The sequence below is a fragment of the Spirosoma montaniterrae genome (genome assembly GCF_001988955.1).
Lineage (GTDB): Bacteria > Bacteroidota > Bacteroidia > Cytophagales > Spirosomataceae > Spirosoma > Spirosoma montaniterrae.
In genome coordinates, this window is the sequence record NZ_CP014263.1 from 3774585 (window position 1) to 3801198 (window position 26614).

Sequence of the window (26614 nt, forward strand, 5' to 3'; positions counted from 1 at the left end):
AATTTGCTAAATCTATGTCAAAATCGCTTAATACCTTGTCAATTTAAGCCAAAATACCAGATTAAAAACGTATTTCTTTGCATTATTCAACTAGGTACTAACTATTTTGTGCTGGTCAATATGACGGCAATCCGCATTGATTCTCATCAACATTTCTGGCAATATGATCCCGCCCGGCACGTCTGGATGTCCGACGACATGCCAACGCTCAAAACCGATTTTGGCCCCGCCGATCTTGCCCCGCTGCTGTGGACCTGTTCCCTCGACGGCTGCGTGGCGGTGCAGGCCGATCAGTCGGAGGCCGAAAACACGTACTTGTTGGGACTTGCCCAAAAGCACCAATTCATTCGCGGCATTGTCGGGTGGGTCGATTTGCAGGCCGATGACCTGACCGACCGGCTGGCCTACTACCAACAGTTCCCGGCCATGAAAGGCTTCCGGCACGTACTGCACGATGAACCGCAGCGCGATTTTATGCTGCGCCCGGCCTTCCGGCGGGGCATCGGCCAACTGGCCCGGTTCGGCTACACCTACGACCTGCTGATTTTCGTGGATCAGATGACCTACACGCTCGACCTCGTGCGGGCCTTCCCCGATCAGCCGTTCGTAATCGACCACATTGCCAAGCCCTATATCCGGCAGGGGGTGATGGGCGAGTGGGCAACGTACCTGACCCAACTGGCAACCTGCCCCAACGTATCGTGCAAAATCTCCGGCCTCGTCACCGAAGCCGACTGGCATCACTGGAAGCCCGCCGATTTCCACCCCTACCTCGACGCGGTAGTGGAAGCCTTCGGGACAGACCGAATCATGTACGGCTCCGATTGGCCGGTCTGCACGCTCGCCGGTACGTATGCCGACGTCTATGGCCTCGTTGCCGATTATTTCGCCCGCTTCAGTCAAACTGAACAAGACAATTTCTTCGGCGAAAATGCCGCTCGTTTTTATGGACTTTAAAGAAATGGTTGGGACACAGAGATGCACAGAGGTTACACAGAGCTACACAGAGAGGTATTTAAAAAACCTCCGTGTAACTCCGTGCAGCCTCTGTGCATCTCTGTGTCCCAAAAAAATAGGATGAACGCTATTATTCTTGAACAACCCGGTGCCTTCTCCCGCATCACCAAAGACCATCCCGGTCCACCGGCAGCGGGGCAGGTCTTGTTGAAAATCAGGCGATTGGGGGTGTGTGGTACCGACCTACACGCCTACAACGGGAAGCAGCCGTTTTTCACGTACCCCCGTATTCTGGGCCACGAAATTGCCGCCGAGGTAATCGCGCTGGGCGAGGGCGTTACCCACCTGAACGTGGGCGACCGCTGTGCCGTGATGCCCTACCGAAACACCTCGACAGACCAGGCGGTGCGCCGGGGCAAAACCCACTGTGGCGACCACGTGCGGGTGCTGGGCGTACACGAAGACGGGGCAATGCAGGAGTATATGCTCTACCTGGCCGACCACGTGTACCCGGCCAACGCCCTGAGTCTCGATCAGATTGCGATGATCGAACCGCTGGCCATCGGGAGCCACGCCATCGAGCGCGGGCAGGTCGGGTCCGATGACATCGTGCTGGTCGTTGGGGCGGGGCCAATTGGCATTGCGGCTATCCTGATGGGGCAGTTCAAAGCGGCCCGGATTATCGCCCTCGACATGAATCAGGACCGGCTCGATTTTGTGGCTCACAAATGCCCCGGCGTTGACACCATGAAGGTAAGTGATGGCGTTATTGGCGAGTTGCAAACGCTGCTCAATGGCGATTTACCCACGGTGGTGATCGACGCAACGGGCAACAAGGCCTCGATGGAAAAATGCGTGGAATACGTCGCGCCCGGCGGTACGGTGGTGTATGTGGGGCTATTTATCGGTGACCTTCAGTTTCACGACCCTTACATACAGCGCAAAGAGCTAACCCTAAAAACCTCGCGCAACGCCTACCCGGACGACTTCACGAAGATTATCCGGCTGATGGAATCGGGCCTGCTCAACATCGACGGGTACGTTACTCACCGGCTCGCTTTCGACACCCTGACCGAAACGTTCACTTCGCTCTATGACCCGCAGCAACGAGTCATCAAAGCCGTTATTGAGTTTTGAAAGACCCCACCCCAACCCCTCCCCGTTAGGGAGGGGCTAATGCTCCGCCAATAGGCCGAGTCTGAAGCCCCTCCCTAACGGGGAGGGGTTGGGGTGGGGTGTTACGCTACAAACCATGAAACCAACCTACAAACCTGATATTTACAGCAGCACTTTCCCGGCCCACGGGAGCCGATTAGTCTATGGCACCTCCGGTCTGGGGGGCGTGTGGGGCGCGGTCGATCCCGGCGAATCGGTCGATTGTTTGCTCTATGCGCTGGAAAACGGCATCACGAGCCTCGACACGTCGCCGTCTTACAGTAATTCCGAAACGTACGTGGGGAAGGCACTGCGCCGATGGGAAGGCGAGCGACCTTTTCTGAGCACCAAAGTAGGGCGGTTGCAGGCGGCTACGGCCCACGATGCCCGGCTGGATTACTCCGTCGAGGGCATGACCAACAGCATCAAGCGCAGCCTTGATTTGCTCGGCGTCGATTCGGTCGATCTGCTGTTCCTGCACGAACCGCAATGGGTGCCACTCGACCGGATCGACGAGATTCTGGACACGCTGCAATCGTTCCGCGAGGCTGGCTACACCCGAATGCTGGGCATTGGCGGCAACCCGTCGCCTGAATTTCGGCCCTACATACGTAGTAAGGTGTTTCAGGTGGTCTCTACGTTTTGCCGGATGGATGCCTGCAACCTGTCGGCGTTTGATGAGGAGGTAGGGCTGTATCAACAGCAGAATATAGCCGTGTATGCGGCTTCGGCTTTGCATTTTTCGCTGCTCGGCAACCGCTTCGAGACCTACACGAAACAGCCGCCCGTTGGCGACGACTACATCAGCGACCGCGACATTCAGAACGCGATTCGGGTGAACGAAATCGCCAAAAAACACGGTCTGCCACTGCCCACGCTGGCCCAACGCTACCTCTTCTCGATGGCCGAGGCTACCCGCGTGGTGATGGGTGCCCGAACCATCCCCCAAATCCAAAACACCATCAACGACTGGCGGCAGGGGGCCTTGCCCGAGGAGGTGTTTGATGAAATAACAAACACAATAGCCCCCTAACCCCCGAAGGGGGAAGTGCTGCCGCATGCGTTGCTGTCGCATCAAAAAACGGCCTTTGGCCGAAAAGGATGCGGCAGCACTTCCCCCTTCGGGGGTTAGGGGGGCTTCAAATTCCTATGATCGATACTATTATCATTGCCGTCTATCTGATTGGTATTATGCTGGTTGGCGTGTTTTCGGTGGCCCGTAAGAACATGTCGAGCGAGGTCTATTTTCTGGCCGGGCGCGACCTGAATTGGGTGGTGGTTGGCGCGGCACTGTTCGCGTCCAACATCTCGACGATTCACCTGGTGGGGCTGGCCGCTTCGGGCTATAACGAAGGGCTGGTGTGGGGCAATTTCGAATGGATGGCCACCTTCACGCTCATCATCCTGAGCCTCGTGTTCGCGCCGTTCTACTTCAAAAGCCGCATCTCGACCCTGCCCGAATTTCTGGAAAAACGCTACAGTCCAGCCTCGCGCACGTTTTTGGCGTTTATGGCCATTTTGGGGGCGTTGTTCGTGCATATTGGTATGAGCCTCTATGCCGGAGCGGTCGTGTTCAAGGCCTTCTTCGGCATCGACGTGTTCGTGTCGATCCTGGTTATCTCGCTTATCACATCTATTTACACCGTCATCGGTGGGCTGAAAGCGGTGGTCATCACCGAGACGATTCAGACCGTTGTGCTCATCGGCGGGGCTATCGTATTGACCATTTTCGCCATTCAGGCCTTGCCCGGACACGGTATTCATTCGCTGGCCGAGTTCAAAGCGCAACTTAAACCCGGTCAGCTCCGCATCCTGCACACTGACGAATCGATCAAGGCCGTTTCGGCGTCAGGAAGCAATTCGGGGCTGACGTGGTACGCCGTGTTTCTGGGCTATCCCATTTTGGGGCTGTGGTACTGGTGTTCCGACCAAACCATCGTGCAGCGGGTGCTGGGGGCCAAAACCCAATACGACGCGCAGGTGGGGCCGCTCTTTGCCGGGGTGCTGAAACTGCTGCCTGTGTTTATGCTGGTACTGCCGGGGGTGATCGGCTACGTCCTGTTTCGGGACAAAATCGGGACCGATGCCAATCAGGCGTTTCCGGTGCTGGTCAATGAACTGCTGCCGGTGGGCCTGCGGGGCATCATGGGTGCGGCTATGCTGGCGGCCCTGATGAGTACGGTGGCCTCGGCCCTCAACAGCACAGGTACGTTGGTAGCCGTCGATATTGTGCAGCGGCTCCGGCCCGACACCACCGATAAGCAACTGGTGCAGATTGGGCGCGTGGCCTCGGTCGTGATTATGGTGCTGGCCATTGCCTGGTCCACGCAGGGCGACCGCTTCACGAGCATTTTCGAGGCCATCAATAAAATCGCAGCCGCGTTGGCCCCGCCCATCGCCACCGTGTTTTTGTGGGGCGTCTTCTCCAAACGCGGCACCAAACAAGCCGCCATCGTTACGCTCTGGACGGGTTTTGTACTGGGTGTAATGGCGTTTTGTCTCGATTTCACACCTATCAGCGGGCAAATGTACATAACCGACGGATGGGGCATCCCGTTCATGATGCAGGCGTGGTGGCTGTTCTGCGGGTGTTCGGTGGTCTATTTTGTTGTGAGTTATTCCACACCCCGGCCCGACCCGGCAGTGATCGAGAAATATACCTGGGAAAACCCCATCAGCATCATCACGAAGGGCAAACTCACCGGCCTCGCCGACGTTCGAATACTGGCCGGGTTGCTGCTGCTGACGCTGGTTGTATTGTATTCAATTTTCGCATGATGGATATGTAGAGACGCAACCCTTTGCGTCTCGGGCGCGTCAGCCCTTGTGCGTCAGCAAAACAAAACCATCCGGTTCTAAAGCCATCCGGTCAGGAGACGCAAAGGGTTGCGTCTCTACATTAATCGATATGAAACCAATTCAATTAATCCTCCTACTGCTATCCGGTACGTCGTTGGCCCAAACGCCCGCAGCCTATTGGTCGTTCGATCAAATCAAGCAGGCTGAAACCGTTAAGCCCCTCACGCGCAAGGGATTGAAGGCTCCCGAAGTGTACCGAAACTACGCTCTAACCGAGTCCGTGACAAGGGGGCAGGGTCAGATTCTCGGCGCGTTCCACAAGTCAGTGCCGGGCGTGGTAGGAAATGCCCTGCAACTCGATGGCAACACGAGTTTTGTGGAGGCAACCCCAGTCTCAGTATCGGGCGACTTTAGCGTGGGGGCTTGGATAGCTCTGGGCGCGTACCCGACGCACTGGTGCCCCGTAGCCGACCAAAACGTGGCGAGTGGCAAGGGATTTTTCTTAGGAATAGATGCGCTGGGCCACGCGGGTTTCCGGGCATTTGTGGGCGGTCCGACGGGTCGGGGGAAGTGGGTTGAGATGCAGGGCACAGACCGAATTCCGCTTCGGCAATGGACGCATGTGCAGGGGGTGTTCTCCCCTACTGAAGGGCTGACGCTCTACGTCAATGGCAAGTCCGCAGGCTCGGCCAAAACGACGGATGACTTTGAACCCGCCACCAACGTACCCCTTCTCATTGGCAAAAGCAGCACCCGGCAAAAACCCGCCGGTACCGTTCGACCCAACGCGACCGCCGAGGTAAACACCTTCTTCGACGGCCTCATCGACGAGCTAATGATCTACGACAACGCGCTCACGGCCAGTGAGGTAGCTGGGTACGTTCAGAAAACCGCCACGACAGCCCCACCCGCGCTACCCGCCCGGTCGCTGCCGTTAGCGGGGGCTTCGACGGGTCAGAAGTTCGGCGCGATTTATACAACCTTGCCCTACTACGAAGCCTGGGATAAGCTGTGGCCGGTGAATGGGCAGGCCGACGTAGTGGTGCAGTTCGATAACAGCCCGGCCAAGCTGAACGCAGCCCGGTTCGTGTTCTGGCGCGGCACAAGCTACATCCCGCACTGGGTAACGGAAAACGGTATCTGGTACAACAACGAGTTTCTGGAAACGTGGAGCGCGAAAGGCTCGCACGAGCCGATGTCCGACAAGCGGTGCCAGTTTTCGCACGTGCGAGTGCTGGAAAGCTCCGATGCCCGCGCCGTGATTCATTGGCGGTACGCGCTCATCGACAACTGGAACGAACAGGCCCGCGTCGATTCGCTGACGGGCTTCGGCGAATGGGCCGACGAGGTCTACACGATCTACCCTGACGGTATCGGGACGCGCACCATCACGCTGCACAGCTCGCAGCCGCAATCGGCGCACGAGTGGCACGAGGGCATCGTGGTGATGGGGCCGGGCCAACGCCCGGAGCAGGTGCTGCAACCCGGCGCGCTCACACTGGCCAACATGAAGGGCGAAACGCACACCTACTCGTGGCAAAACGGCATCCCGCCCGAAGCCGGTAAGGATGGCTACATCACCCTGCCCGCCGGGGCCAACATCCACGTCGTGAACACCAACTCGACCCTGAAGCCATTCACGATCATTGCCCCGACCGCCAACCCGATCTGGGACATTTACCACGGCGAATTACGCCGGGAGGTGAGTATGTTCCCGTGGTGGAATCACTGGCCCGCAGCTCAGAAAGCCTCCGATGGCCGCTACGCGATGGACGCCGACTATGCCTCGCACTCGTCGCTCTCGCACGCCAACTGGGATGCCTACGCCCAAACCGAAAACAGCATGACCAAGGTGATGCTCCACGGCCTCACCGCCGGTAAACCCGCCGATTGGGTCACGTTGGCCCGGTCGTGGAGCAGCCCGGCCCGCCTGACGCTGAGTACCCCGACTGGGTTTTCGGGAGGAGATTATGACCCCACCGAACGGGCCTGGCAAATCCAGAGCAGGGGCCAGCCAGCCTCGCTAAAATTCACCCTCGCCGGCAGCGAAACCACCCCCATCGACAATCCGGCTTTTGTGGTGAAAAACTGGGGCAACCGCCCCGTATCGCTCACGCTCGATGGCAAGCCGGTGCCGCGTGGCAAAGCGTTCCGCTACGGCTTCCGCGACGGTCTCAACGGAACGGATTTGATTGTATGGCTTGAGAAAAAGGCCACACAACGGCTATCGGTCATGTTGATAGCGGGCAAAAATTAACGATAGAATATGGAGCAACTAATCCACTGCAACTGCGCCACCTGGTCGGGGTGTTGGGCGGCTACAAATGGTGTTGTCATGTTCGTGTGAGTGCCTCATCGTCAGCACCACCAACGCAAGCAAGGGCAGGCAACTTATACATAAAGCAGTTCGGAATGTCATAGTAAAAGCTGGCGGGTTCGGGTCAGACCAGAATACCTTTAATAAGTTTGCCCTCAACGTCAGTCAGTCGGAACCGACGACCCTGATATTTGTAGATCAGTTGCTCGTGGTCGAGACCCAGCAGGTGCAGCAGCGTGGCCTGAAAATCATGGACATGAACCGGGTCTTTCACAATGTTATAGCTGAAATCGTCCGTTTGCCCGTAAGAAAAACCGGCTTTTACCCCTGCCCCTGCCATCCACATCGTGAAACAACGCGGGTGGTGGTCGCGCCCGTAATCCGTTGTACTCAACTTACCCTGCGAGTACACCGTTCGGCCAAACTCTCCGCCCCAGACCACCAGTGTGTCTTCCAGCAGGCCGCGCCGTTTGAGGTCGATGATAAGCCCGGCGGTGGCCCGGTCAACCTGCTGGCATTGCCGGGCTATGCCTTTGGGTAACGCCCCGTGGTGGTCCCAGCCCTGGTGGTACAACTGCACAAAGCGCACGTCTTTCTCCAGCAATTTACGGGCCAGCAGGCAGTTGGCCGCAAACGTGCCTTTGTCGCGGCTGTCGGGTCCATAAAGGTCGAATACGTCGTCTGATTCGTGGGTGGTATCCATCACCTCCGGCACCGACGTCTGCATCCGAAAGGCCATCTCATACTGCGAAATTCGGGCGTTCACTTCCGGGTCGCCCCAGCTTTCGTTCTGCAGTTGGTTCAGTTGACTTAGGTAATCGAGCATTTCCCTCCGGTCGGCCCCGTCGTAGCCGTCGGGGTTGTTTAAAAAAAGCACCGGGTCTTTGCCCGCCCGGAACTGAACGCCCTGGTATTCGGAAGGCAGAAATCCATTTCCCCACAATCGGGCATAAAGCGGCTGGTCTTTAGGGGCATTCTTCGAAACCAGCACAATGAAAGCGGGCAGGTTCTGATTCTCCGATCCAAGCCCGTAATTAACCCACGAACCAATCGACGGGCGACCGGGCAGTTGGTGGCCCGTTTGAAAAAACGTGATGGCCGGGTCGTGGTTGATCTGTTCCGTGAAGAGTGATTTAATCAGACATAACTCATCGACTACCTGCGCCGTGTAGGGCAGCAGTTCGCTCACCCAGGTTTGCGTTTTGCCGTGCCGGGCAAATTGGTAGCGGGAAGGGGCGATGGGCAAAGCAGCCTGATTGGCACTCATACCTGTGAGCCGCTGCCCCTGCCGAACCGAATCGGGCAGGTTTTTGCCCAGCATCGCCGTGAGTTTGGGTTTGTAATCAAAGGTTTCAAACTGCGAGGGGCCACCGGCCATGAACAGATAAACGACACGCTTTGCCTTTGGGGCCACGCGCTGCCGAATGGTTTCGAGTGTTTGCTCGCTCGTTGGTTCGCCCCACGCCCGATTATTCAGCAGACCTCCCAAAGCCACCGCGCCTAAGCCCGAAGCGGTGCGAAGCAGGAAATTCCGGCGGTCGAGCTGGCTCTTCAGACCGGTCAGATCGGGGTCACGGGCAATCTGGGGGGGCGGGGTATGATGGTGATGCAGACTCATGGGAATCAGCGTTTGGTCAGGGTAGCGTCTGAGTTCAAAATAGTACTGGCAACAACGGCGTTGGCCGCAATCAGTGCCGGGTCGAGGGTAGAATCGGGGCGACGTAAGCCGGCGTTGAGCCAGCCGGTTACTTTGCCCCGATTGGCCCTGAACAGGTCGTGTTGCGTCTGGTACAGTTTCGTCAGCAACGCCAGCTCCCGCTCCTGCGGCATTCGACCCGTTAGCCGCCTGTATGTTTGGGTAATGGCCTGACGTATGTCGGGCGTTTTTGCCATTTGTTCGCCCAGTACGCGGGCGGCTTCCAGAAAGGTAGGGTCGTTGAGCGTTACCAACGCTTGCAGGGGCGTGTTGGTACGCTGCCGACGCACGATGCAGCTACTCCGGGCCGGGGCATCGAAGGTTGCCAGCGTTGGGTTGGGCACCGACCTCTTCACGACCACATATAAACTCCGGCGATATACGGCATCGGTCGAATCGGCTTTGTAGGTCATGCTGTTGATGTCCCACAGGCCATCGGGCTGGTAGGGCTTCACGCTCCTGCCACCAATAGCCGGATTCAGCAACCCGCTGGCAAGCAACGCATTATCGCGAATCATTTCGGCAGAAAGCCGGGCAGAAGGGCCTCGTGCCAGCAGCCGGTTTTCAGCATCGCGGTCGCCTGGGCGAGTATGCGAGTCCTGCCGGTACGTTGCCGACATCACCATCAGCTTCACGAGCCGCTTTACGTCCCAGTCGTAGTCGTGCTGAAACGTCACGGCCAGCCAGTCGAGCAGGTCGGGGTGGCTGGGCGTCTCGCCCTGATTACCAAAGTCCTCGGCGGTTTTGACCAGCCCGGTGCCAAAAAATAGCTGCCAGTAGCGGTTTACGGCTACGCGGGCCGTTAGCGGGTGGTTGGGGTCTGTCAGCCATTCGGCCAGCCCCAGCCGGTTTCTGGGCCGGTTGGCGTTGGGCGAGAAGGGTAAAATAGCCGGTGGGGTGTTGGACAACACGGGCAGCCCTGGCCTGTCGTACTGCCCCCGTTGCAATACAAAGGCTTTTTTGGGAATCGGCATTTCCTGCATCACCATAATTTCGGCCACCGAGCGCATCGAATCGCTGAGGACCGTCCGGCGTTTTTGCAACTCCATCCGGGCCGTCTGTACATCCGCATCTTCAGCCGACAGGTAATAGGCTTGCAGGGTGGCCCGGTCCTGCGTGTTCAGGTCGGCGGGGGCTTTTGTCGCCACGGTCGACCAACGCGTCGTTCGGGACAGGATGCCTACTTCAAACGGGGTTAAGGTTCGGTTATACACCACTACCTCATCGACCTTGCCGCCTTTGAAACCCAGCCCGCGCCACCAGCCTCCGATTTGGAGGGCGGGTTCGTTTTTCTGGAAGAAAATAATGTCTTTGTAGAGTTGATCAATCACGGTTTCCAGAGGCATCTCGGCACCGTTGAGGTAGAGTTTAAATCCATCGGCTTTGGAGGAACCGTCGTAGGTCATGGTCAACTGCACCCAGGTTTCACGCGGCACCGGCCCCAGACTTTGGCGGGTAATGGCATTGGAGGGAGCCGTGTGGGCCATGCTGATTTCCAGCCGGTTGGCTTTCATCATGAGGTGATACCCCTTGAAATTATACAGCCGTTCGGCATTGGCTTTGTGGAAAATGACCCCTTCCCTGAAGTTTTTTGGTATCCAGACCCACAGCCCCACCGTGAACGGGTCGGCCTGCCGAAACACGCCCACGTCTTTCAGGTCAGCGTAGGTGTCGCCATTGAGCAGCAACACCTGCCCGCGCGATGTTTTTTCAAAAACGGGCTTGTCCGGCTCGCCTGCGTCGCGTTTCATGACCCCTTTCTGCATTGGATTGGCGGTGTTCACCAGCGAGTCCTCGAAGGTGTAGTAGCCCTGCAAACCTGCCTGCGGTATCTCCTGAGTAGCCAGTTTCTGGTAGGCGTTCGAGGCAATCCACGCATCGGCGGCTGGCCGGGCGGCTGCTTCGGCTCTGGAAACAGTGTCCTGCTGTTGCGAAATCCCGGTTTTCATGAACGCAATCAGTTCGGCCTGTTTGTCGGTTGGCAACAGTAAGGTTGGTGTGGGTGGGTCATCGTTCCAGGAAATCTGCCCGGCTTCGCGGACGTTGTTGAAAAAGCTGTAGAGTTCGTAGTAATTCTGCTGGGAGATGGGGTCGTATTTATGGTCGTGGCAGCGGGCGCATCCCAGCGAAATCGCCAGAAACGCATCGCCCAGGGTGTTGGTCCGGTCCATGACGTACTCGGTCTGGAATTCTTCTTCCACAATGCCCCCTTCCATATTTTGTTGGTGGAGCCGGTTGAAGGCCGTAGCAATTAGCTGGTCGCGGGTGGGGTTTTTCATCAGATCGCCCGCCAGTTGCTGGTGAATAAACTCCCGGTACGACAGGTTCTGGTTGAAGGCCCGGATCACCCAGTCGCGGTAGGGCGACATATCCCGCAATCGATCAACGGTGTAGCCGTGGGAGTCGGCAAAACGGGCCACGTCGAGCCAGTCGGTAGCCATTTTTTCGCCGTAGTAGGGCGTTGCCAGTAACCGGTCTACCTGCTTTTCGTAGGCGTTGGGGCTGTTGTCGGCCAGAAAGGCATCCAGTTCGGGCAAGGTTGGGGGCAGGCCCGTCAGGTCGAGCGACAACCGGCGCAACAGCAGGTCTTTGGGTGCTTCGGGCGACGGCTCTAACCCCTCTTGTGCCAACCGGCTATGAATAAACCGATCTATTTCATTTACTGGCACCGAAGCTGTTTTCCCGGTGGTCGTTGGCACGGCTCTGCGTTGGGGTTTCACAAACGCCCAATGGGGCTGATAAACGGCTCCGTCGTTGATCCATTTCAGCAATACAGCTTTCTCGTGAGCCGACAACGATAGGTGCGACTCGGGCGTGGGCATCTGATAATCAGGATCAGTAGACAGAATACGCAGTGCCACTTCGCTTTTTTGCCAGTTGCCGGGCCTGATGGCTACCCTACCCGGATTTTCGGGTAGCGGCCCGTAGGCGGTCCGGGCCATGTCGAGCCGTAATCCTGCTTTCTGCTTGGCTTTGTCGGGGCCGTGGCAGGCAAAACATTTGTCGGACAAAACCGGCTTTACGTACTGGTTGTAATCTATTTGCGGGGGTAGTTTTTCGTAGGCGAGCCTGACGTCGGTCGGGAGTTTTACCCCATCCGTCGGTTGTTTCGCGCTACCTGTTGGCGATGGCTGAAGCCACCAGCCGGGCAGGCTGATGATGCAGGAGGCTAATCCAGGAAGGAGGTATCGTACCATAACGCTTATGTGAAGGTCAAAGAGCTTTGTTCGTATCGGGACGGGCACCAGCCTGGAAACGCAGTTGCTGGGTGCCGGTTTCTATCATCAGCTTCGGTCGGGCTTTTTGCAGCCGCTGAATGCCTTCCGGCGTCGTCTGGGTTTGCCACAGATAGAGTACGCTCAGGTTTGGGCAGCGGAGCAGTTGGTCCAGCCCGGCATCGGTAATGGCGGTGCCGTAGAGGTTCAATTGCTCCAGGTTGGGTAGTGCTGGCAACACCTGCAACCCGGCATCGGTAATACGGGTGTTTTCCACGTTGAGCCGGGTGAGGTGTTTCAGCACCCGTAACTGGTTCAGGTCGGCGTCGCTCACGGGTTGGCCCGACAACCGCAGGTGGATCACCTGCTCGCCTACGCCCGCCAGTTCGGTCAGTAGTTGCGGAGTAAATGCCTTCACGTTGACGAAGTTGACCGACAGGTAGTTGGCTCCTGCTGCCAGCTTCGATACCCGAACCTGTTGCCCAGTCAGCTTTGTTAAAACCGCCTGATCAGGTTCATCGACTGGCCGGGCGAGCAACGCCGACTCCCGGCCCACGGCCTGAAGCTTTGTCTGGGCTGCTGTTGTGGTTAACTGGATAGAATCGGGCAGGGCGTCAGGCGCGGCATCGGCAAGCGCGGCAGCCGGAGCCGACATGGCGGGCTGAATAACCTCCGTTTGCTCCGTAAATATGGCTCCCTGCTGAATCCATTGCTGAATTACGGCTATCTGCTGCGGGCCAGGTTGCCGCTTACCTGTGGGCGGCATGTGTCTTTCGTCGTCTTCGGGTAGCAGCAGATACGTAAAGAGCTTACTTTGAGCAGGACGACCAGCGACCAGGACACGGCCATTTTTACCCCCCTGCCGGATGTATTCTTCGGAGTCGAGCCGAAGACCGCCCTTTTTCTTACGGGCCGAATGACAGCTATAACAGTTGGTTTTCAGAATGGGTACGATCTGGTCGCGGTACGGAAACGTCCGCCGAATCAAGGGTTTAACCGCAGTATGGCCCGAGTCGGCGAGGTTGGTACTGACAACGGTTTTAGCGGGAAGCACCGATTGAGGAGCCGGATCAGTTTCAGCCATCCGCGTTTTCTGCGGAAACAGATAGTCTTCGCCGTGGGTCAGGTTGCCCCCGTAATGCCCGGCTGTACTGAGCAATCCCACCGTAGCGAGTGCCGGTAGCCATCGGTGCTGCTTCATCAGGTAGGTTACTGCCGCCATACCTGCCGTCAGCAACCCCAGCCACTGATGTTTCTGAACCAGATCAGTCTCATAATCACCCGATTGAGCCAATAGCCAGCCAGTAGCACAGGCCAGTACCGCCGATACCGCCCCAGCACCCCACGCCACAGAAACAGCCGCCGTTGTGTCTATTTTTTTCAGATATCCATAGGCCATTAACCCGGCGGCAAATAGCAGAATGCCAATGGGAAGATGCACCAGCAACGGATGAAAGCGGCCCAGCAGGTCGGGAATGACCATTGACGTGAAGATTATGAATACTATGATTCTTAGAAAAAGTTTACTCAAAAGTAGTCAGCTACCCAGTAGGCTGAAATGAATGAAGGTGATTTATTTTTGTACAAATCCGACATTTGCCTGATAAATAGTTCGTAGTGATCAGGAAAAGCGATGAAAGCCGTAAATAAATTTCTCAAACTCAACCTCCATCTGCTGCACTGCGGCTACATTCAGTTAGGGGCTGAGTGGCGATTCGAGGGCGTTATTAGCCCGTTTTGTCGAATCTATCTCATTACGGAAGGAGAAGCCTGGGTGTATCACCATCAGCGCACATTCAGGCTGCGTCCCGGATTTCTTTATCTGATTCCGAGTTTCACGGTCAGTAGTTATCAGTGTGATGCCACCATGACGCAGTACTACCTGTCGCTTACGGAGGAGACCGACAGCGGCTTCTCCATGTTCGACATGCAACAGATGGATTATGAAGTTCCTGCCTTACCGATAGATGCGTTGCTGTTCAGCCGATTGCTGGAACTCAACCCCAACCGTAGTCTTCAGAATATCGACCCGAAGGTATACGACAACAAACCTGATCTGCTCAGCTTCAACCAACCGGCTCATACTCAGTCGATGGTGCAGCATCTGGAAACGCAGGGCATTTTGCTGCAACTGTTTTCCCGGTTTATGCAATCATCCGACGCGGCCATCCGCGAGCACGAACAGGCACGTATTCAATTGGGCGGTGTGCTGAATTACATCCATACGCACCTGTCGGAGAAACTAACGGTCGCGCAATTGGCCGCTCTCCAGCAGGTTCACCCCGACCATTTTTCCCGCCAATTCTGCCACTTGCTCGGCATCCGGCCCATTGACTATATCAATAACAAACGGCTCGAGCGGGCACAGCTTCTGATTGCCACCTCTTCGCTCCCGCTACAAACGATAGCCGAGCAGGTCGGCATCCCGGACATCTATTACTTCTCTCGGCTTTTCAAACGCCGTTTCGGGATACCACCGGGGCGTTACCGAAAAATGGGCGTTCAGACGTAACGGATGCGTTAGTCCTTCCGCTGTTTTTAATCCGACTTCCCCGCCTGACCATTCACAACGTAATGGCCGGGAACCAGCTTCCAGTTGTTGTCGAAGAAGCCCGCCATCCGAACGCCCTGGCTACCGGAGCGAACCATGTCTAAGCCGAAGATCATAAAATCGGGGAAGCCGCTGGCCCCGGCAAAGTACTGATTAGCCGAAGCTGCCCGCATCCCTTTCAGGCCCGTACCGCCAATGACCGCTACTGAAGCCGTTTGTGAATTTTTAATCGGCCAGACGAAGTAAGCTGCAAGGTCATCGCCCTGCCACTGCTGACTGCCCGCCCGAATCTGGTTGCGCTCGATCTGAATGGGGCAGTCGGCTAAGAGAATTTTCCAGGCCGCGTTGGTGGTCTTGTTGCCGAACAGGATAACGCCCCGGTCAGCGTAATTGGCGAGCGAAAAATCGGTATCGGCCACGATGTCAACGGCCCCGTTGCCCCGGTAGAGCCAGGTTTCGGCGTCGAAACGGGCTTTTTGCCAGTTCCAGTCGTTTTCTTCTTTAGTGCCGCGTGTGCCATACACAAACACCATTCGACTGTTGAACGCGTCTTTGAACGTACCGTTCCGGTGCGGTCCTTTTTGGGTGCGGTCGGGGCGGGTCGTGACGGCCCAGCGGTCTCCGTCTCTTCGCAGAAAGAGCGTATCGTGGGCACTGCTGGTCGTGTGCGTAATGGGCGACTGCCCATCCAGCGTAACAGTAACGGGGGTTTTCGCGCCAAATTGATCTAACGCCAGTTTCAGCGACGCTACGTTGGTCGTAGTGCCGGTAATGCCCTGTTTGGTGCGATTGAGCTGGATACGACTATACACCAATGGCCGTTCCTGCTGCTCGATACCTGCCCACCGGTACGACGAGGAGATACCGGGGTTGGCCGTTGTGAAGTCAATGGTGCTGACGGTCGAATCGGCGGGGATTTCGTGCCAGCGGAAAAACTCGAACAGGGGTTTCCAGTCCACGCTCTGATCGCCGAACCAGTGGCTACCGCCGGGGTATTCGTAGTAGCTCAGGTCGGGCTGCGACTGGCCGAGGATTTTCCGCATCTGTCGGGCGTAGGTAACGGGTACGGTTCGGTCGGCATCGCCGTGGAACACGTACACGCCCAGCGGTTTGTAGTTGCTCGTCAATTTCAGTACGTCGCTCTGGTTTCCGGCACGTAGCAGCATCTGTTCGAGCGGATTACTGCTGCTGTCGGGAATAACGCCATCCGCCGAACCGTATTCTTTCAGCGTTGGATACCCCGCGCAGGGCGCAATGGCTGCCCATTTGTCGGGATACGTAGCGCCGAGAAACCAGGTGCCGTGTCCGCCCATCGAGTGGCCGGTCAGGTAGATGCGCTGCGGGTCGGGTTTGAACTCCGCGTTGGCTAACGCCAGCACTTCGAGGGCATCTAATCGTCCCCAGTCTTCCCAGTTGAAACCACGCGGACGGCGATTGGTAGCGGCCACCAGATTTCCCCAGTCTTTGGGTTTGTAAGCACGCGCCTGTCCACTGGCCTCGACACCCGCCCCGTGCACCGACAAAAACAGAGCCGACGGCGACGTATTGGCCGACGATTGGGGCGTAACGGCATAGTACTGCAAACTCCCGTCGATGCGGCTCACGAACGTCCGGCTGTAGGAGGCCACAGGCGCAACGGCCTCAACCGTAACACTCGCTTTGTCGAGCGATTTGCCTTTCTGAAGCAGTGTCAGTTCGCAGGTTTGTGGTCCTTTTGCATTCACCCCACTACCTTCGAAGCCGAACGCTACTTTTCGACTCGACAGAGCCGGTACGGTCGGTAGGGTGGTTGTTTGTTCCCGGCCCGCCAGTCGGCTTGTGAGTTGCAGACCTGTCAAGGGTGCTTCCGATGTATTAATCACCACGATTGCCCCCTGAAGCGATGCGTTCGATTCGCCCAGCCGGATGCTGGGTAGCGTCGGGTCGTCGGTGCGGAGCAGAGCAGGCTTGTCTATAAACTGTAAGCTGGCGTTGACCATGACCCCGCGTGCGTAGAAGTCGTTCCGCCCTTTGCGAAGTTTGATTGGAATGTGCAGGTAGCCCATGCTGTAGGCATCGCCCATGTGCAGTTCGCCATTTACGTACACGTTACTGTTTCCCCGGATGTTCAGCAGGGCTGTTTGTGCGCGGGGCGCATCGTAGGTCAGATACGTATAGCCACCAGCCCCACCCAGCCCACCACGCATACTACCGGCGGTGACGCCCGGACCGGCGGGTGCCCCGGCGTTACCCCGAAGCGTGCCGCGTAGTCGGAGCCGACCGAGGCTATCGGCGGTTACGGTTGTCCATTTGATCTCCTGGCCCTGCTCGTTGGTTCCGAACACGGCACCTTCGGTAGGCGGGTTGAGCGTACCGGTGTAGAGCTTATACGCCAGCGGGTCAGTATAAATGGCTTCGCGCCCGTAGCGGCTCCCCGTCAGCGCAACCAATCCCTTCGTAAACTGGTACGTATTGGCCGGCGGGGCGGTCTGTGCCAGCGTCTGACCAGCCAATGCCGGCAATAGATAAAGTAAAAATAGTCGGTTGAGCATCAGGCTGAAACGTTATTGTATTTTGAATACCCAGGCGGGTTGGTTGGTCAATAGCTGACGCACCGGTTCGGGCAGCGAAACCACGAGTCCCTCCGGTGTTGAGCGGGTTTTGAGCGATTTACTGTAGCCTAACAAGGTGACTTTTGTTTTGGAAGAAACGCCCGCTAACGTAACGGTAGCGGGTGGAGTTTCACCGTCGGTGGGCAAATACGTCTGGTACGTAGCGTTTCCGTTGCCGGTAAACGCCCACTGCTTTTGCCGGTAAGGTGCTACGGGTTTCGTACCATAAATCGACTCGCCGTTTACGCGCAGCCACGCGCCAATCTCCTTCAGTCGTCCGTAGGCTTCTTCGTGCCATTCGCCATCGGGTCCGGGCGCGATGTTGAGCAGCAGGTTGCCGTTCTTCGCCACGATGTCCACGAGCGTCTGCACCAATTTCCGGCTGGATTTGAAATTCTCTTTAGGAATGTACGACCATGAATCGCCCATCGTCATGCACGACTCCCACGGAATAGGCAGGTACGTATCGGGAATCGACTGTTCGGGCGTTACGTAGTTCTCAAACTCACCCGTTACGGTCCGGTCAACGACCAGCAGGCCCGGCTGATGACTGCGACCCATGCGGGCGATGCGGGCCATGTCGATGTCCTGATCGTAGGGAATGGTACGTTGCCAGCTAATGGTCGAGTCGATGGTGCTGGCCGGACGTACCCATCCGCCGTCAAGCCATAGGATGTCGATTTTGCCGTAGCCGGTCATCAACTCCTGAATCTGGTTGTAGGTAAAGTCTTTGAATTGCTGCCAGCGTTCGGGGTATTTTTTGGGCGCGTACGATACGTTCCGGTCTTTGGGCGGAAAGTAAGGGTCCCAGTAGTACGGTACATGCCAGTCGGGTTTCGAGAAGTAAGCCCCGACCATGAAATCCTGAGAGCGGAAGGCCCCGAAAATCTCCTTCGCTACGTTGCTGCGCGGGTTGGTCGAAAACGGTGTTTTGGGATCGGTGATTTTGTAGCCGGTCTGCTTCGTGTCGAACATGCAGAAGCCGTCGTGGTGCTTGGTCGTAAACACGACGTATTTCATGCCTGCGTCTTTGGCGGCAACGGCCCAGCGTTCGGGGTTGAATTTGGTAGGATTGAATGTCGTTTGCAGGTTTTCGTACGCCCGCTTGTAGTCGTACCAATTGGCGGCATGAGGCCCGCGCCGAACACACCAGCCCTCGTCTTCGGGGCAGAGCGACCACGACTCCACAACGCCCCAGGTGCTATAGGTGCCCCAGTGCATGAGCAGCCCGAATTTGATGTCCTGCCACTGTGCCAGTTTCTGCCGCACCAGACTGTCTTTAGGCACTACGTAGTGCGCATGGTTTTGTTCGGCATGTTGCTGGGCCAGCAAGGAACACGGGTTGAGCGCAAAAAAAACCAGTGAGCTACTAATCAGGCGTTTGATGCAGGGCATATTCATCATTATAGCAACTTGAAGATGTTGTGGCTTATGGCTGGCATGGTGGAGACGCGAAGGGTTGATGGCTGACGTGAGGGAGACGCAAAGGATTGATGGGCTGGCGCAAAAGAGACGCAAAGGGTTGCGTCTCTACAATTGACCATCCGACGTAGAGACGCAACCCTTTGCGTCTCCTCCCGCGTCAGCCATCAACCCTTTGCGTCTCTTTTGCGCCAGCCACACGTCAAATTCTATTTCATATTATTTGTTCAGTTCCTTAACCAGATGATTCAGCAGCGCGTCCTGTTTCAGGTCGTAGATGTATTCCCAGAACATGACCCCGGCCAGCCCCTTCTGCTTCACGTAGGCCACCTTCGGGTCGAACGACTGCGTATCGGCGTAGGAGATGAACATTCGGCTGGTCGGATTCCAGAGGTAGGGAGCTTTGGCGTCGGCATCCCAGTAGCGAACAAAACCGTTCTTGTTAATGTACTTAGCCACCAATTCATCGTGGCTGATGAAATAGTGCTTGCCGGTAGCAGGCTGATACAGGCCGTTATCCTGCGGGCGCACGTCGGCCCAGCCGCGCCCGTAGAACGGAAGGCCCAGCACGATTTTTTCCACCGGTACACCCGCCCGAATGTGTCCCTCCACCGCCGACATCGAGCTGTTGCGCGACTGATCACCTTTTTTCGACTGGTCGAGCGGACTGTGGTGGCCCGTTACTTTATCGTTGCCGTGGTACAGGTCATACGTCATGATATTGACGTAATCCAAATACCGCTGGGCTTCGCCGAGGTTCGTGTGGCTCACGAAAGCCGTGTCGCCCCCGGTGGCGGCTGTCAGCAGGTAATGATTTACTCCGGTGCGACTATCGCGTTGGCCCTGCTCGTCGAGCCGGTCGCGGATGGCTTTCAGAAACAGGGTGAAGTTCGCTTTGTCTTCGGGACGGTAAATATTCCCGGCTCCAATCTGCGCGGGGTATTCCCAGTCGATGTCAACGCCATCGAGCTTGTGTTTTGTCAGAAAAGCAACCGCACTGTTGGCGAAGCGTTGCCGCGAAGCATCTGTCAGGGCAGCATCGGAGAAGTACTTGCAACCACCCCACCCGCCTACCGAAATCAGGATTTTCAGGTCTTTATTGATCGCCCGCAACGAGGTCAGGGCCGCTAAGTTTGCGGAGTCTCTGGCAGTAATCGGGGCCAGTTCAGCGTTGGGCGCGGGTACGGCAAAGGCGTAGTTGATGTGCGTCAGTTTACGGGCGTCGATCTGCGCTTTCGTCCAGCCATTACCACTTACATAGCCAATCAGCACATAGCGTTTGGGTGGCTGAATTGCGTAAGATGCCGAACCAGATAGCGCGGAAGGGCTATCGAGTGAAATTGCCGTATAAAGTGCGGTTATGAGGGCGAAAAACATTCCAATAGTTAAGTTTGTTAGCCAGAAGACCAAAGATAGTATCATTTTAAATTTTTTAATAAACTCTTATCAAATTATGAAGAAATATTAATTAGTCAAGTAGCTAACGATTGCGTTGAATAGCTAACTTTGGTGTTAAACAACTTTTTGATTGGCCCCGTATGCTTGCACCCACCGCTCAGGATGACACCATCGATACCAAATGGTCTGTTGTTGCCTACAAGAAAAATCAGAAAGTCAGAAAGGCACTGCTGCATCTCTATCAGGAAGGCCCCTGTACGCTGGCAAAACTGGCGGAAGTGCTTCATACCAGTATCCCTTCGGCTACCAATATCATCGATCAGTTGGTAGCTGAGGGCTGGGTCAATACCTTCGGGACGGTTTCGGGCAACAATGGCCGACGACCGGTGTTATTTAGCCTGAATCCGGTTGGGCATTACGTGCTGGTAGTAGATGGCAACACCCACGGCACCCGACTGTCGGTTGTCAATCTGGCACGGGAAGTCATTGTAGAACGTAGCGATGATACCGTTCTCGAAGACAGCCCCGACTTCTCGAATTTTCTGGTTTCGTTCGTGACCGATACGCTCGCTCAATCGGGGATTGCTAAATCCGATATTATCGGAATTGGCCTGTCGCTGCCTGGCCTGATCGACTCGCGGAACGGACTCAACCTGAGCTACCCAAACCTCGGTGAAGCTGGTCAATCGCTCACGGCGTGGCTGGAGCGGCAGTGGGAACTACCCGTTTTTATGCTTAACGATACCAAAGCCACCGTGCTGGGCGAGCACCGATTTGGTAGCGGGCAGGGCAAACAACACGTACTGGCGATCAACATCGACTGGGGCGTCGGTTTGGGCATCATCAGCAACGGCGAGGTATTTCAGGGTGCGTCGGGCTTTGCGGGTGAACTGGGGCACATTCAGGCAGACCCGGATGGTGAACTGTGCTACTGCGGCAAAATTGGTTGTTTAGATACCCTTACCTCGGCTTCGTCGCTGGTCAGGCGGGTACAGCAGGGTGTTATGGCCGGTAAGGCCACCAAACTGGCGATGTACAGTCACGATCCGGGACAGATTACTATCAACCACGTAGTAGAGGCAGCGAGTCAGGGAGATGCCTTCACCATTGATCTGCTGCACGAGACGGGCTATCGGTTGGGCAAAGGGCTGGCAATTGCCATTACGCTGTTCAACCCGGAAATTATTATTGTCGATGGCGTATTGGCCGAAGCGTCGCTGTTTATCACGAATTCAATTCAGCAGGCCATCAACAAGTACTGCCTAAGCGGTTTCCGCAACGACCTGACCCTCGAAGTAACCAAGCTCGACGGGGCCGCCAAGTGGCTCGGTACGCACGCCTACGTAATCGAAAACCTGTTTGCGAATACGTAGCGATACCCCACCCCCAACCCCTCCCCATTAGGGAGGGGCGAGTAACAAGGTTATGAGTTGTTCTTGCCAAGCTGATTGGCTGAATAAATTGCATCGTCTCGCATTTGCCCCTCCCTAATGGGGAGGGGTTGGGGTGGGGTAGATACGTCCCCTACTTCACATCCCAGAAAATCTTGGTCGTCAGGTTATCCGTCGCTTTTATTGCCGAATAATTTGCGGTGTTGTAGGTGATTTCGTTGCCCGGAATCGTCCACCGAACGGGGGGCAGCGTCTGATTGTTGGCGTTATCGACCTGGAAACTCAGCGTCGGAGCGTCTAACCGACGAATATCGGCCCAGTTCTCGAAGGGTTGTACGACGTTGTAATGCAGCCATTTCTGGGTAGCAATCAGCTTCAGCTTGTCGGCATTGGTGGCAGCACTGCTCCAGCTTACGCCCTTGCCCGCAATGTAGGCCGCAACCGAAGCCGGGGTGGCTGGCGTAGGAATAGCCGAATTTGTGATACCGGTGGCGTTGGTTTTCGCCAGAATGCCGTTGTAGAAATCAACCGATTGGGCAATAGCCGTTTCGTAGGCGGTTTTGGCCGATGCATCGTTGTTGGTGCGCAGGTAGTACTCGGCCTTGATCAGATTCATCTGGGGCGCATTGATCAGCACCCCCGGAAAAAACTGGTTGTGGCTGGTTGTGTAACGGTTATAAATCGCAACCCGACCGGCGTTATATAAGGCCGATTGCACGGCTTCGGTAGCCAGCGGATCAATCCCGATGTATTGTCCGGCAGCATTGGCACCCGGCTCGAACAGGATTTTCAGACGCGGATCGTTGTTCGCGTTCATGTTATCGATCATGGCTTTGCCTGCCGTGTTGCCAAACCAGTTTCCGTCTGTCGACGCTATTCCGCCCTGAAATCCCTTTGAGTTAAGGTCCGTGTTGATGTCAAACACGTTGATCTGAATGTTCTGCGCGTTGGTTTCCACAATCGGATACGTAGTGGCATTACCCAGAATTTCGGCCATTTCGGCACTTACTCTCGACTGGAAACTCGCTACGTCCGACAACCGGTTCAGCATCCGAAGCCGCAGTGAGTTGGCATAGCGTTTCCAGAGCGTGATGTCGCCTTTGTTCAGGAAATCCTGCGTCTGGAACGACCGCTGAAAGCCTGCGTTCAACGTAATGCCGTTCAGCTCCGTGGCAATGCTTTTCAGGTCGTCCAGCATAAAGGTGTAGATGCTTTCGGCGGTGTCGAATTTGGCACTCGCTGCGGCATAATCGCCCCCTTTCGTGCTAAGCAAACCGGCTTCGCTAAACGGAATGGCCCCGTGCAGATCGACCATCTTCTGCGTAAAATCGTACACGTAAACGGCGGCTGTCAGCATAAATATCCGCCGGTCTTTCTGCTGATCGGCTGGTAGCGCCTTGTACACCTTCTGGAGTTCGCGGTACTGAGCGAGGGTGTTGTAGTAGGTGTACCAGACGTCTTCTACACCCGACGAACCCGGTATGTATTGCCCCGACTCATTGACCCAGCCCGTTGCCTGATTGTAACGATTGAGGCTCGTTCGCAACGTAACGAAGTAGAACCGATAGCCCGGCAATACGTACTCTCTATTGGAAAACAAAACGCCCGTAAACTGCTTTTCAACGGTGGTGTTGGCGATTCTCGACGGATCGGGGTAGGCCGCCGTAAACTCAGACTCCCGGCAAGACACGTTGGCCAGCAGAAGCCCCGAAAATAGGAGGAGTGATATTTTTTTCATGGTTTTGATGGCGTTAAGATTAGAAACTGGCCCGCAGCATGACACCCATCGTGCGGAACGACGGGTTGGAACCGGCGTTATTGATGTTGTCGCTCCAGCGCGAACTAACGGTAGTTTGCTCGGCATCGAGGTCTTTGATGGTCCGGTAGAAGAAGAACAGGTTGCGACCAAACACCGACAGGGTCATGTTCTGCGTACCGATTCGGCGGGTAAGTACCGACGGTATCCGATAACCCAGCGACAGTTCCCGCAACTTGATGAAGGTGTTCTCTTTCACGTACAGCTCATACCGTGCGCTGCTGTACTGCGGGCCGCCCCAGTTGTAGGTGGCGTTGTAATATCTCGACTGCGGAATAACGTTGGTGTTCCGCTCGCCATTAGCCAGCACACCGTCCATCAGCATACCGTCGTTATAGGCTACTTCCCCATTCGGCCCGGCGTTTCCCGTTGTCTGAACGCCCTTGCCGTTAGCATCGATGTAGTAGCGGAGGCCACCGCGTTCGGCATCCATAGCGGTCAGGCTCTCTTCGGTCAGGCCGCGCGACGTCATCCAGTTGATACCCGTTGGCATGATGTGGCCCCCGAACCGGAAGTCGGTCACTACGTCTAAGGTGAAGCCTTTGTAGTTGAGGCTATTGAGCAAGCCGCCCGTCAGTTTGGGCGTGGCGTTACCCGCCTTAATCCAGTTGGCTCCGTCTAATTGATACAGACCGTTTGGCCCCACTACGTTCTGACCAGTCGCGCTTTTCAGAATGCCATGTACATAAATATCGCCCATCGGCTGGCCCACCACCGACCGGAGTTGAGCCGCGTTGCCGTCATAGTCGGCGTGGAGCAGTTCTGTCGAGTTGTTGGCCAATTTTTCTACTTTGTTCCGATTCCGGGCTAAGTTCAGGGTCAGGTCCCAGTTCAGGCCGTTGGCAGAGGCTGCTTTCAGGGGCGAGATGCTCAACGCCATTTCAACGCCCTGATTGCGGAGCGTACCAATGTTAGCCAGAATGGTGCGGGCACCCGAACTGGCCGCGATGTTCAGCGGCAGAATCTGGTCAACGATCTGGGCGTTGTAATACGATATATCGACACGCAGCCGATCCCGGAACAGACGGGTGTCGAGGCCGAATTCAAACTCGCGCTTCTGCTCTGGCCGGATTTGGTCGTTCCCATATGCGCTGCTGATGTTGGTGTACAGCACCGAGTTCCCCCCCGTTTGCTGCACGTTCAGGTTGCCCTGAAGGTATGCATTGTTGGCTAAATAAATGCCCGGATAGTTCCCCACAATACCATACGATGCCCGCAGTTTGGCATACGTGATAGCCGCTGGCAACCGAATCAGATCACTAAATACGAACGATGAGTTTACGGACGGATAAACAAAGGCATTGTTGCCCGGTGCCAGCGTTGACGTGCGGTCCCGACGTAGCGTGCCTTCTATGTACACGATGTCTTTGTAATTGACATTCACCGTACCCAGAAAGGCATCGCGAACCCAGCGTTCGCGAAAATTACTGCTATTAGGAATATTGACCGATGCCGAAACGTCGAAGAAATTTTCCGTACTCAATCCACCATTGGTGCCACGGCTCATCAGCGAATTAAGCTGGCTATAGCCGTTGTACCCCGCCATAGCCGACACCGTGATGTCTTCGTTTAGCTTGCGGTTGTAGGTCAGCAGCAGATCGGCATAGGCATTGCTGTAGATATTGTTGTTCAGGGTAAACTCACCCGAATAGCCGAAAGCCAGCGGTCGTTCGCTACGCTTCCTGTCTTCGATACGCTCCGACGTAAAATCGGTGCCCACCCGGCCCCGCAGGTTCAGGCTCGGCAAAATATGCCAGGTCTGCGTTACACTGGCAATAATCCGGTTGCTGTATTCCTGGTAGGTATTGGCCCGCGTATTCCATACATAATCGGCAATATCGCCTTTGAAGCCATTCCTGATAATGTTTTCGCTTGGCGTCAGGCTGGGATTGGTGCCCGTTACGTACTTGTAGCCTAAGCTGGTCTGGTATTTGTTGAAGTACCAGTCGGCGGCTTCAAACCGGTTCATCATCCCCGTAAAGTTGTTGATCATGCGATCTACTTTGAACGGGCGATTGCGGGTGTTCTGGTTGATGTAGTTAACAACCAGATCAGTCTGCAATTTCGGATTAGGCGTGAAGCCAACGTTAAGGTTCAGAATGTTACGTTCGTTCTTGGAATTGTAGCTAATCATGCCATTGTCTTGCCGCGTTACCGAAAACCGCAAATTCATGTTGTCGGTCGCTTTTGAAATAGCGAGGTTGATGTTGGAGGTGCGGGCGTTCTGAAACAAATCGGCGTAGCTGTTGCCCGATGGCGAGTAGGGTCGAACAACCCCGTCGAACGCCATTACGGGTTGCCCATCGAACTTCGGCCCGAAGTTAACCGATGCGTTCAGCAGCCCTCTGGTATCGCCCTTGCCATCGCCGTTGGTGTCGTAAAAAATAAACCCGTTGGCATCCTGCCCACCGTTGAGGTAGTTCAGCATATAGCCGGGGCCGCGAACGTTTTGATACCGGGGCAGATACGCAATCTGATCGACGTTGTAGCTGGCGTTGAAATCGACGCCAAGACCCTTACGGCCTTTGCCCGACTTGGTAGTTACCAGAATGACCCCGTTTACGGCTTCAGACCCGTACAGCGCAGCCGCCGAGGCCCCCTTCAATATCGAAAGGTTTTCAATATCAGCCGGGTTCAGGTCCAGCAGGCCGTTACCCCGAATGCGCTGATCACCCCAATAGTCGCCGTTGCGAAACTCGCCGTTCCGAATGGGGATGCCGTCCATCACAATCAGGGGCTGGGTGTTGCCCGTGATAGACGACAAGCCCCGAATATTGATGTTTACACCGCTGGTAGCCCCGCCGGGGGTTGCGCTAATCGTTACGCCCGGTGCTTTGCCATACAGAGCCGTAGCAAAGTTCGTGTTGGCGACTTTGACCAATTGATCGCTTTTAACAACGGCGGTAGCATAGCCTAATGCCCGTTGCTCTTTGGTAACGCCAAAGGCCGTAACCACTACTTCGTCGATCATGCCCGCGTCCTCGTCCAGCGAGACGTTCACTATCGACTGGTTGTTGATGGCAACTTCTTTCGTTTTATAGCCGATGTACGAGAATATCAAAATCCCGTTTGCACGGGAGGCTATACTGAATTTACCATCGGCATCCGTTGTAGAACCCGATGTGGTGCCCTTCACCAGAATGGACACGCCGGGCAGTGCCTGTCCATCCGTAGTTGTTGTAACCCGGCCCGTAATTGTCTGTGCGAGCGCGGAGGTGCCTATCACCAAAAACAGCGTAATAAGCCTGAGTAAACGTAGTCTCATAAATCCGGGAGATTAAAAGTTGAGATACTAAAAGTTTAACA

15 protein-coding genes are annotated in these 26614 nt (G+C 56.0%); 7 read left to right on the forward strand and 8 right to left on the reverse strand.

Annotated elements, in window-relative coordinates:
* Positions 1 to 120: 120 nt before the first annotated feature.
* The 5 genes from AWR27_RS16325 to AWR27_RS16345 all read left to right on the forward strand — a co-directional run bounded on the left by AWR27_RS16325 (position 121) and on the right by AWR27_RS16345 (position 7168).
* Complete coding sequence (locus AWR27_RS16325; protein WP_335695391.1) at positions 121 to 957, forward strand: amidohydrolase family protein; 837 nt, start codon at positions 121 to 123, stop codon at positions 955 to 957.
* Positions 958 to 1077: 120 nt separating this feature from the next.
* The gene (locus AWR27_RS16330) at positions 1078 to 2094 is read left to right on the forward strand and encodes a zinc-binding alcohol dehydrogenase family protein (RefSeq protein ID WP_077132151.1); all 1017 of its coding nucleotides are present in this window, start codon (positions 1078 to 1080) and stop codon (positions 2092 to 2094) included.
* A 115-nt stretch (positions 2095 to 2209) separates the two neighbouring features.
* The gene (locus AWR27_RS16335) at positions 2210 to 3145 is read left to right on the forward strand and encodes an aldo/keto reductase (RefSeq protein ID WP_077132152.1); all 936 of its coding nucleotides are present in this window, start codon (positions 2210 to 2212) and stop codon (positions 3143 to 3145) included.
* A 116-nt stretch (positions 3146 to 3261) separates the two neighbouring features.
* A complete protein-coding gene (locus AWR27_RS16340) occupies positions 3262 to 4890 on the forward strand; it encodes a sodium:solute symporter (RefSeq protein WP_077132153.1) in 1629 nt (542 codons plus the stop codon).
* Between the two features lie 130 nt (positions 4891 to 5020).
* The gene (locus AWR27_RS16345) at positions 5021 to 7168 is read left to right on the forward strand and encodes a LamG domain-containing protein (protein ID WP_077132154.1); all 2148 of its coding nucleotides are present in this window, start codon (positions 5021 to 5023) and stop codon (positions 7166 to 7168) included.
* A 184-nt stretch (positions 7169 to 7352) separates the two neighbouring features.
* Here the strand turns inward: AWR27_RS16345 and AWR27_RS16350 are convergent, their stop codons facing one another.
* Genes AWR27_RS16350 through AWR27_RS16360 form a run of 3 tightly spaced genes read right to left on the reverse strand, consistent with a single transcriptional unit; the run spans position 7353 to position 13622 of the window.
* The gene (locus AWR27_RS16350) at positions 7353 to 8846 is read right to left on the reverse strand and encodes a DUF1501 domain-containing protein (RefSeq protein ID WP_077132155.1); all 1494 of its coding nucleotides are present in this window, start codon (positions 8844 to 8846) and stop codon (positions 7353 to 7355) included.
* Positions 8847 to 8851: 5 nt separating this feature from the next.
* On the reverse strand, positions 8852 to 12121 hold the full coding sequence (locus AWR27_RS16355) for a DUF1553 domain-containing protein (RefSeq protein WP_077132156.1): 3270 nt from the start codon (positions 12119 to 12121) through the stop codon (positions 8852 to 8854).
* Positions 12122 to 12137: 16 nt separating this feature from the next.
* The gene (locus tag AWR27_RS16360; protein ID WP_077132157.1) at positions 12138 to 13622 is read right to left on the reverse strand and encodes a c-type cytochrome domain-containing protein; all 1485 of its coding nucleotides are present in this window, start codon (positions 13620 to 13622) and stop codon (positions 12138 to 12140) included.
* 150 nt (positions 13623 to 13772) lie between these two features.
* On the opposite strand from AWR27_RS16360, the gene AWR27_RS16365 reads away from it, so the two are divergent.
* Complete coding sequence (locus AWR27_RS16365) at positions 13773 to 14651, forward strand: AraC family transcriptional regulator (protein WP_077132158.1); 879 nt, start codon at positions 13773 to 13775, stop codon at positions 14649 to 14651.
* A 26-nt stretch (positions 14652 to 14677) separates the two neighbouring features.
* On the opposite strand, the gene AWR27_RS16370 is transcribed toward AWR27_RS16365, so the two are convergent.
* The 3 genes from AWR27_RS16370 to AWR27_RS16380 all read right to left on the reverse strand — a co-directional run bounded on the left by AWR27_RS16370 (position 14678) and on the right by AWR27_RS16380 (position 20080).
* Entirely contained in the window at positions 14678 to 17221 is a 2544-nt protein-coding gene (locus tag AWR27_RS16370) for a carboxylesterase family protein (RefSeq protein WP_077132159.1), read from the reverse strand.
* A 12-nt stretch (positions 17222 to 17233) separates the two neighbouring features.
* The gene (locus tag AWR27_RS16375) at positions 17234 to 18676 is read right to left on the reverse strand and encodes an alpha-L-fucosidase (RefSeq protein WP_083733018.1); all 1443 of its coding nucleotides are present in this window, start codon (positions 18674 to 18676) and stop codon (positions 17234 to 17236) included.
* Positions 18677 to 18922: 246 nt separating this feature from the next.
* Complete coding sequence (locus tag AWR27_RS16380) at positions 18923 to 20080, reverse strand: glycoside hydrolase family 18 protein (RefSeq protein ID WP_077132160.1); 1158 nt, start codon at positions 20078 to 20080, stop codon at positions 18923 to 18925.
* A gap of 161 nt (positions 20081 to 20241) precedes the next feature.
* On the opposite strand from AWR27_RS16380, the gene AWR27_RS16385 reads away from it, so the two are divergent.
* The gene (locus tag AWR27_RS16385; RefSeq protein ID WP_077132161.1) at positions 20242 to 21474 is read left to right on the forward strand and encodes an ROK family transcriptional regulator; all 1233 of its coding nucleotides are present in this window, start codon (positions 20242 to 20244) and stop codon (positions 21472 to 21474) included.
* A gap of 151 nt (positions 21475 to 21625) precedes the next feature.
* Here the strand turns inward: AWR27_RS16385 and AWR27_RS16390 are convergent, their stop codons facing one another.
* Both AWR27_RS16390 and AWR27_RS16395 read right to left on the reverse strand, forming a co-directional pair.
* Complete coding sequence (locus AWR27_RS16390) at positions 21626 to 23230, reverse strand: SusD/RagB family nutrient-binding outer membrane lipoprotein (protein ID WP_077132162.1); 1605 nt, start codon at positions 23228 to 23230, stop codon at positions 21626 to 21628.
* A 19-nt stretch (positions 23231 to 23249) separates the two neighbouring features.
* A complete protein-coding gene (locus AWR27_RS16395; RefSeq protein WP_077132163.1) occupies positions 23250 to 26573 on the reverse strand; it encodes a SusC/RagA family TonB-linked outer membrane protein in 3324 nt (1107 codons plus the stop codon).
* Between the last annotated feature and the right edge of the window lie 41 nt (positions 26574 to 26614).

What these genes read in the sequence shown, in the direction of transcription:
- AWR27_RS16380 (WP_077132160.1), bottom strand. Translation starts at nt 20,080, where the DNA reads ATGTTTTTCGCCCTCATAACCGCACTTTATACGGCAATTTCACTCGAT.
- AWR27_RS16385 (WP_077132161.1), top strand. Translation starts at nt 20,242, where the DNA reads ATGCTTGCACCCACCGCTCAGGATGACACCATCGATACCAAATGGTCT.
- AWR27_RS16390 (WP_077132162.1), bottom strand. Translation starts at nt 23,230, where the DNA reads ATGAAAAAAATATCACTCCTCCTATTTTCGGGGCTTCTGCTGGCCAAC.
- AWR27_RS16395 (WP_077132163.1), bottom strand. Translation starts at nt 26,573, where the DNA reads ATGAGACTACGTTTACTCAGGCTTATTACGCTGTTTTTGGTGATAGGC.
- AWR27_RS16360 (WP_077132157.1), bottom strand. Translation starts at nt 13,622, where the DNA reads ATGGTCATTCCCGACCTGCTGGGCCGCTTTCATCCGTTGCTGGTGCAT.
- AWR27_RS16365 (WP_077132158.1), top strand. Translation starts at nt 13,773, where the DNA reads ATGAAAGCCGTAAATAAATTTCTCAAACTCAACCTCCATCTGCTGCAC.
- AWR27_RS16330 (WP_077132151.1), top strand. Translation starts at nt 1,078, where the DNA reads ATGAACGCTATTATTCTTGAACAACCCGGTGCCTTCTCCCGCATCACC.
- AWR27_RS16350 (WP_077132155.1), bottom strand. Translation starts at nt 8,846, where the DNA reads ATGAGTCTGCATCACCATCATACCCCGCCCCCCCAGATTGCCCGTGAC.
- AWR27_RS16345 (WP_077132154.1), top strand. Translation starts at nt 5,021, where the DNA reads ATGAAACCAATTCAATTAATCCTCCTACTGCTATCCGGTACGTCGTTG.
- AWR27_RS16335 (WP_077132152.1), top strand. Translation starts at nt 2,210, where the DNA reads ATGAAACCAACCTACAAACCTGATATTTACAGCAGCACTTTCCCGGCC.
- AWR27_RS16325 (WP_335695391.1), top strand. Translation starts at nt 121, where the DNA reads ATGACGGCAATCCGCATTGATTCTCATCAACATTTCTGGCAATATGAT.
- AWR27_RS16355 (WP_077132156.1), bottom strand. Translation starts at nt 12,121, where the DNA reads ATGGTACGATACCTCCTTCCTGGATTAGCCTCCTGCATCATCAGCCTG.
- AWR27_RS16340 (WP_077132153.1), top strand. Translation starts at nt 3,262, where the DNA reads ATGATCGATACTATTATCATTGCCGTCTATCTGATTGGTATTATGCTG.
- AWR27_RS16375 (WP_083733018.1), bottom strand. Translation starts at nt 18,676, where the DNA reads ATGCCCTGCATCAAACGCCTGATTAGTAGCTCACTGGTTTTTTTTGCG.
- AWR27_RS16370 (WP_077132159.1), bottom strand. Translation starts at nt 17,221, where the DNA reads ATGCTCAACCGACTATTTTTACTTTATCTATTGCCGGCATTGGCTGGT.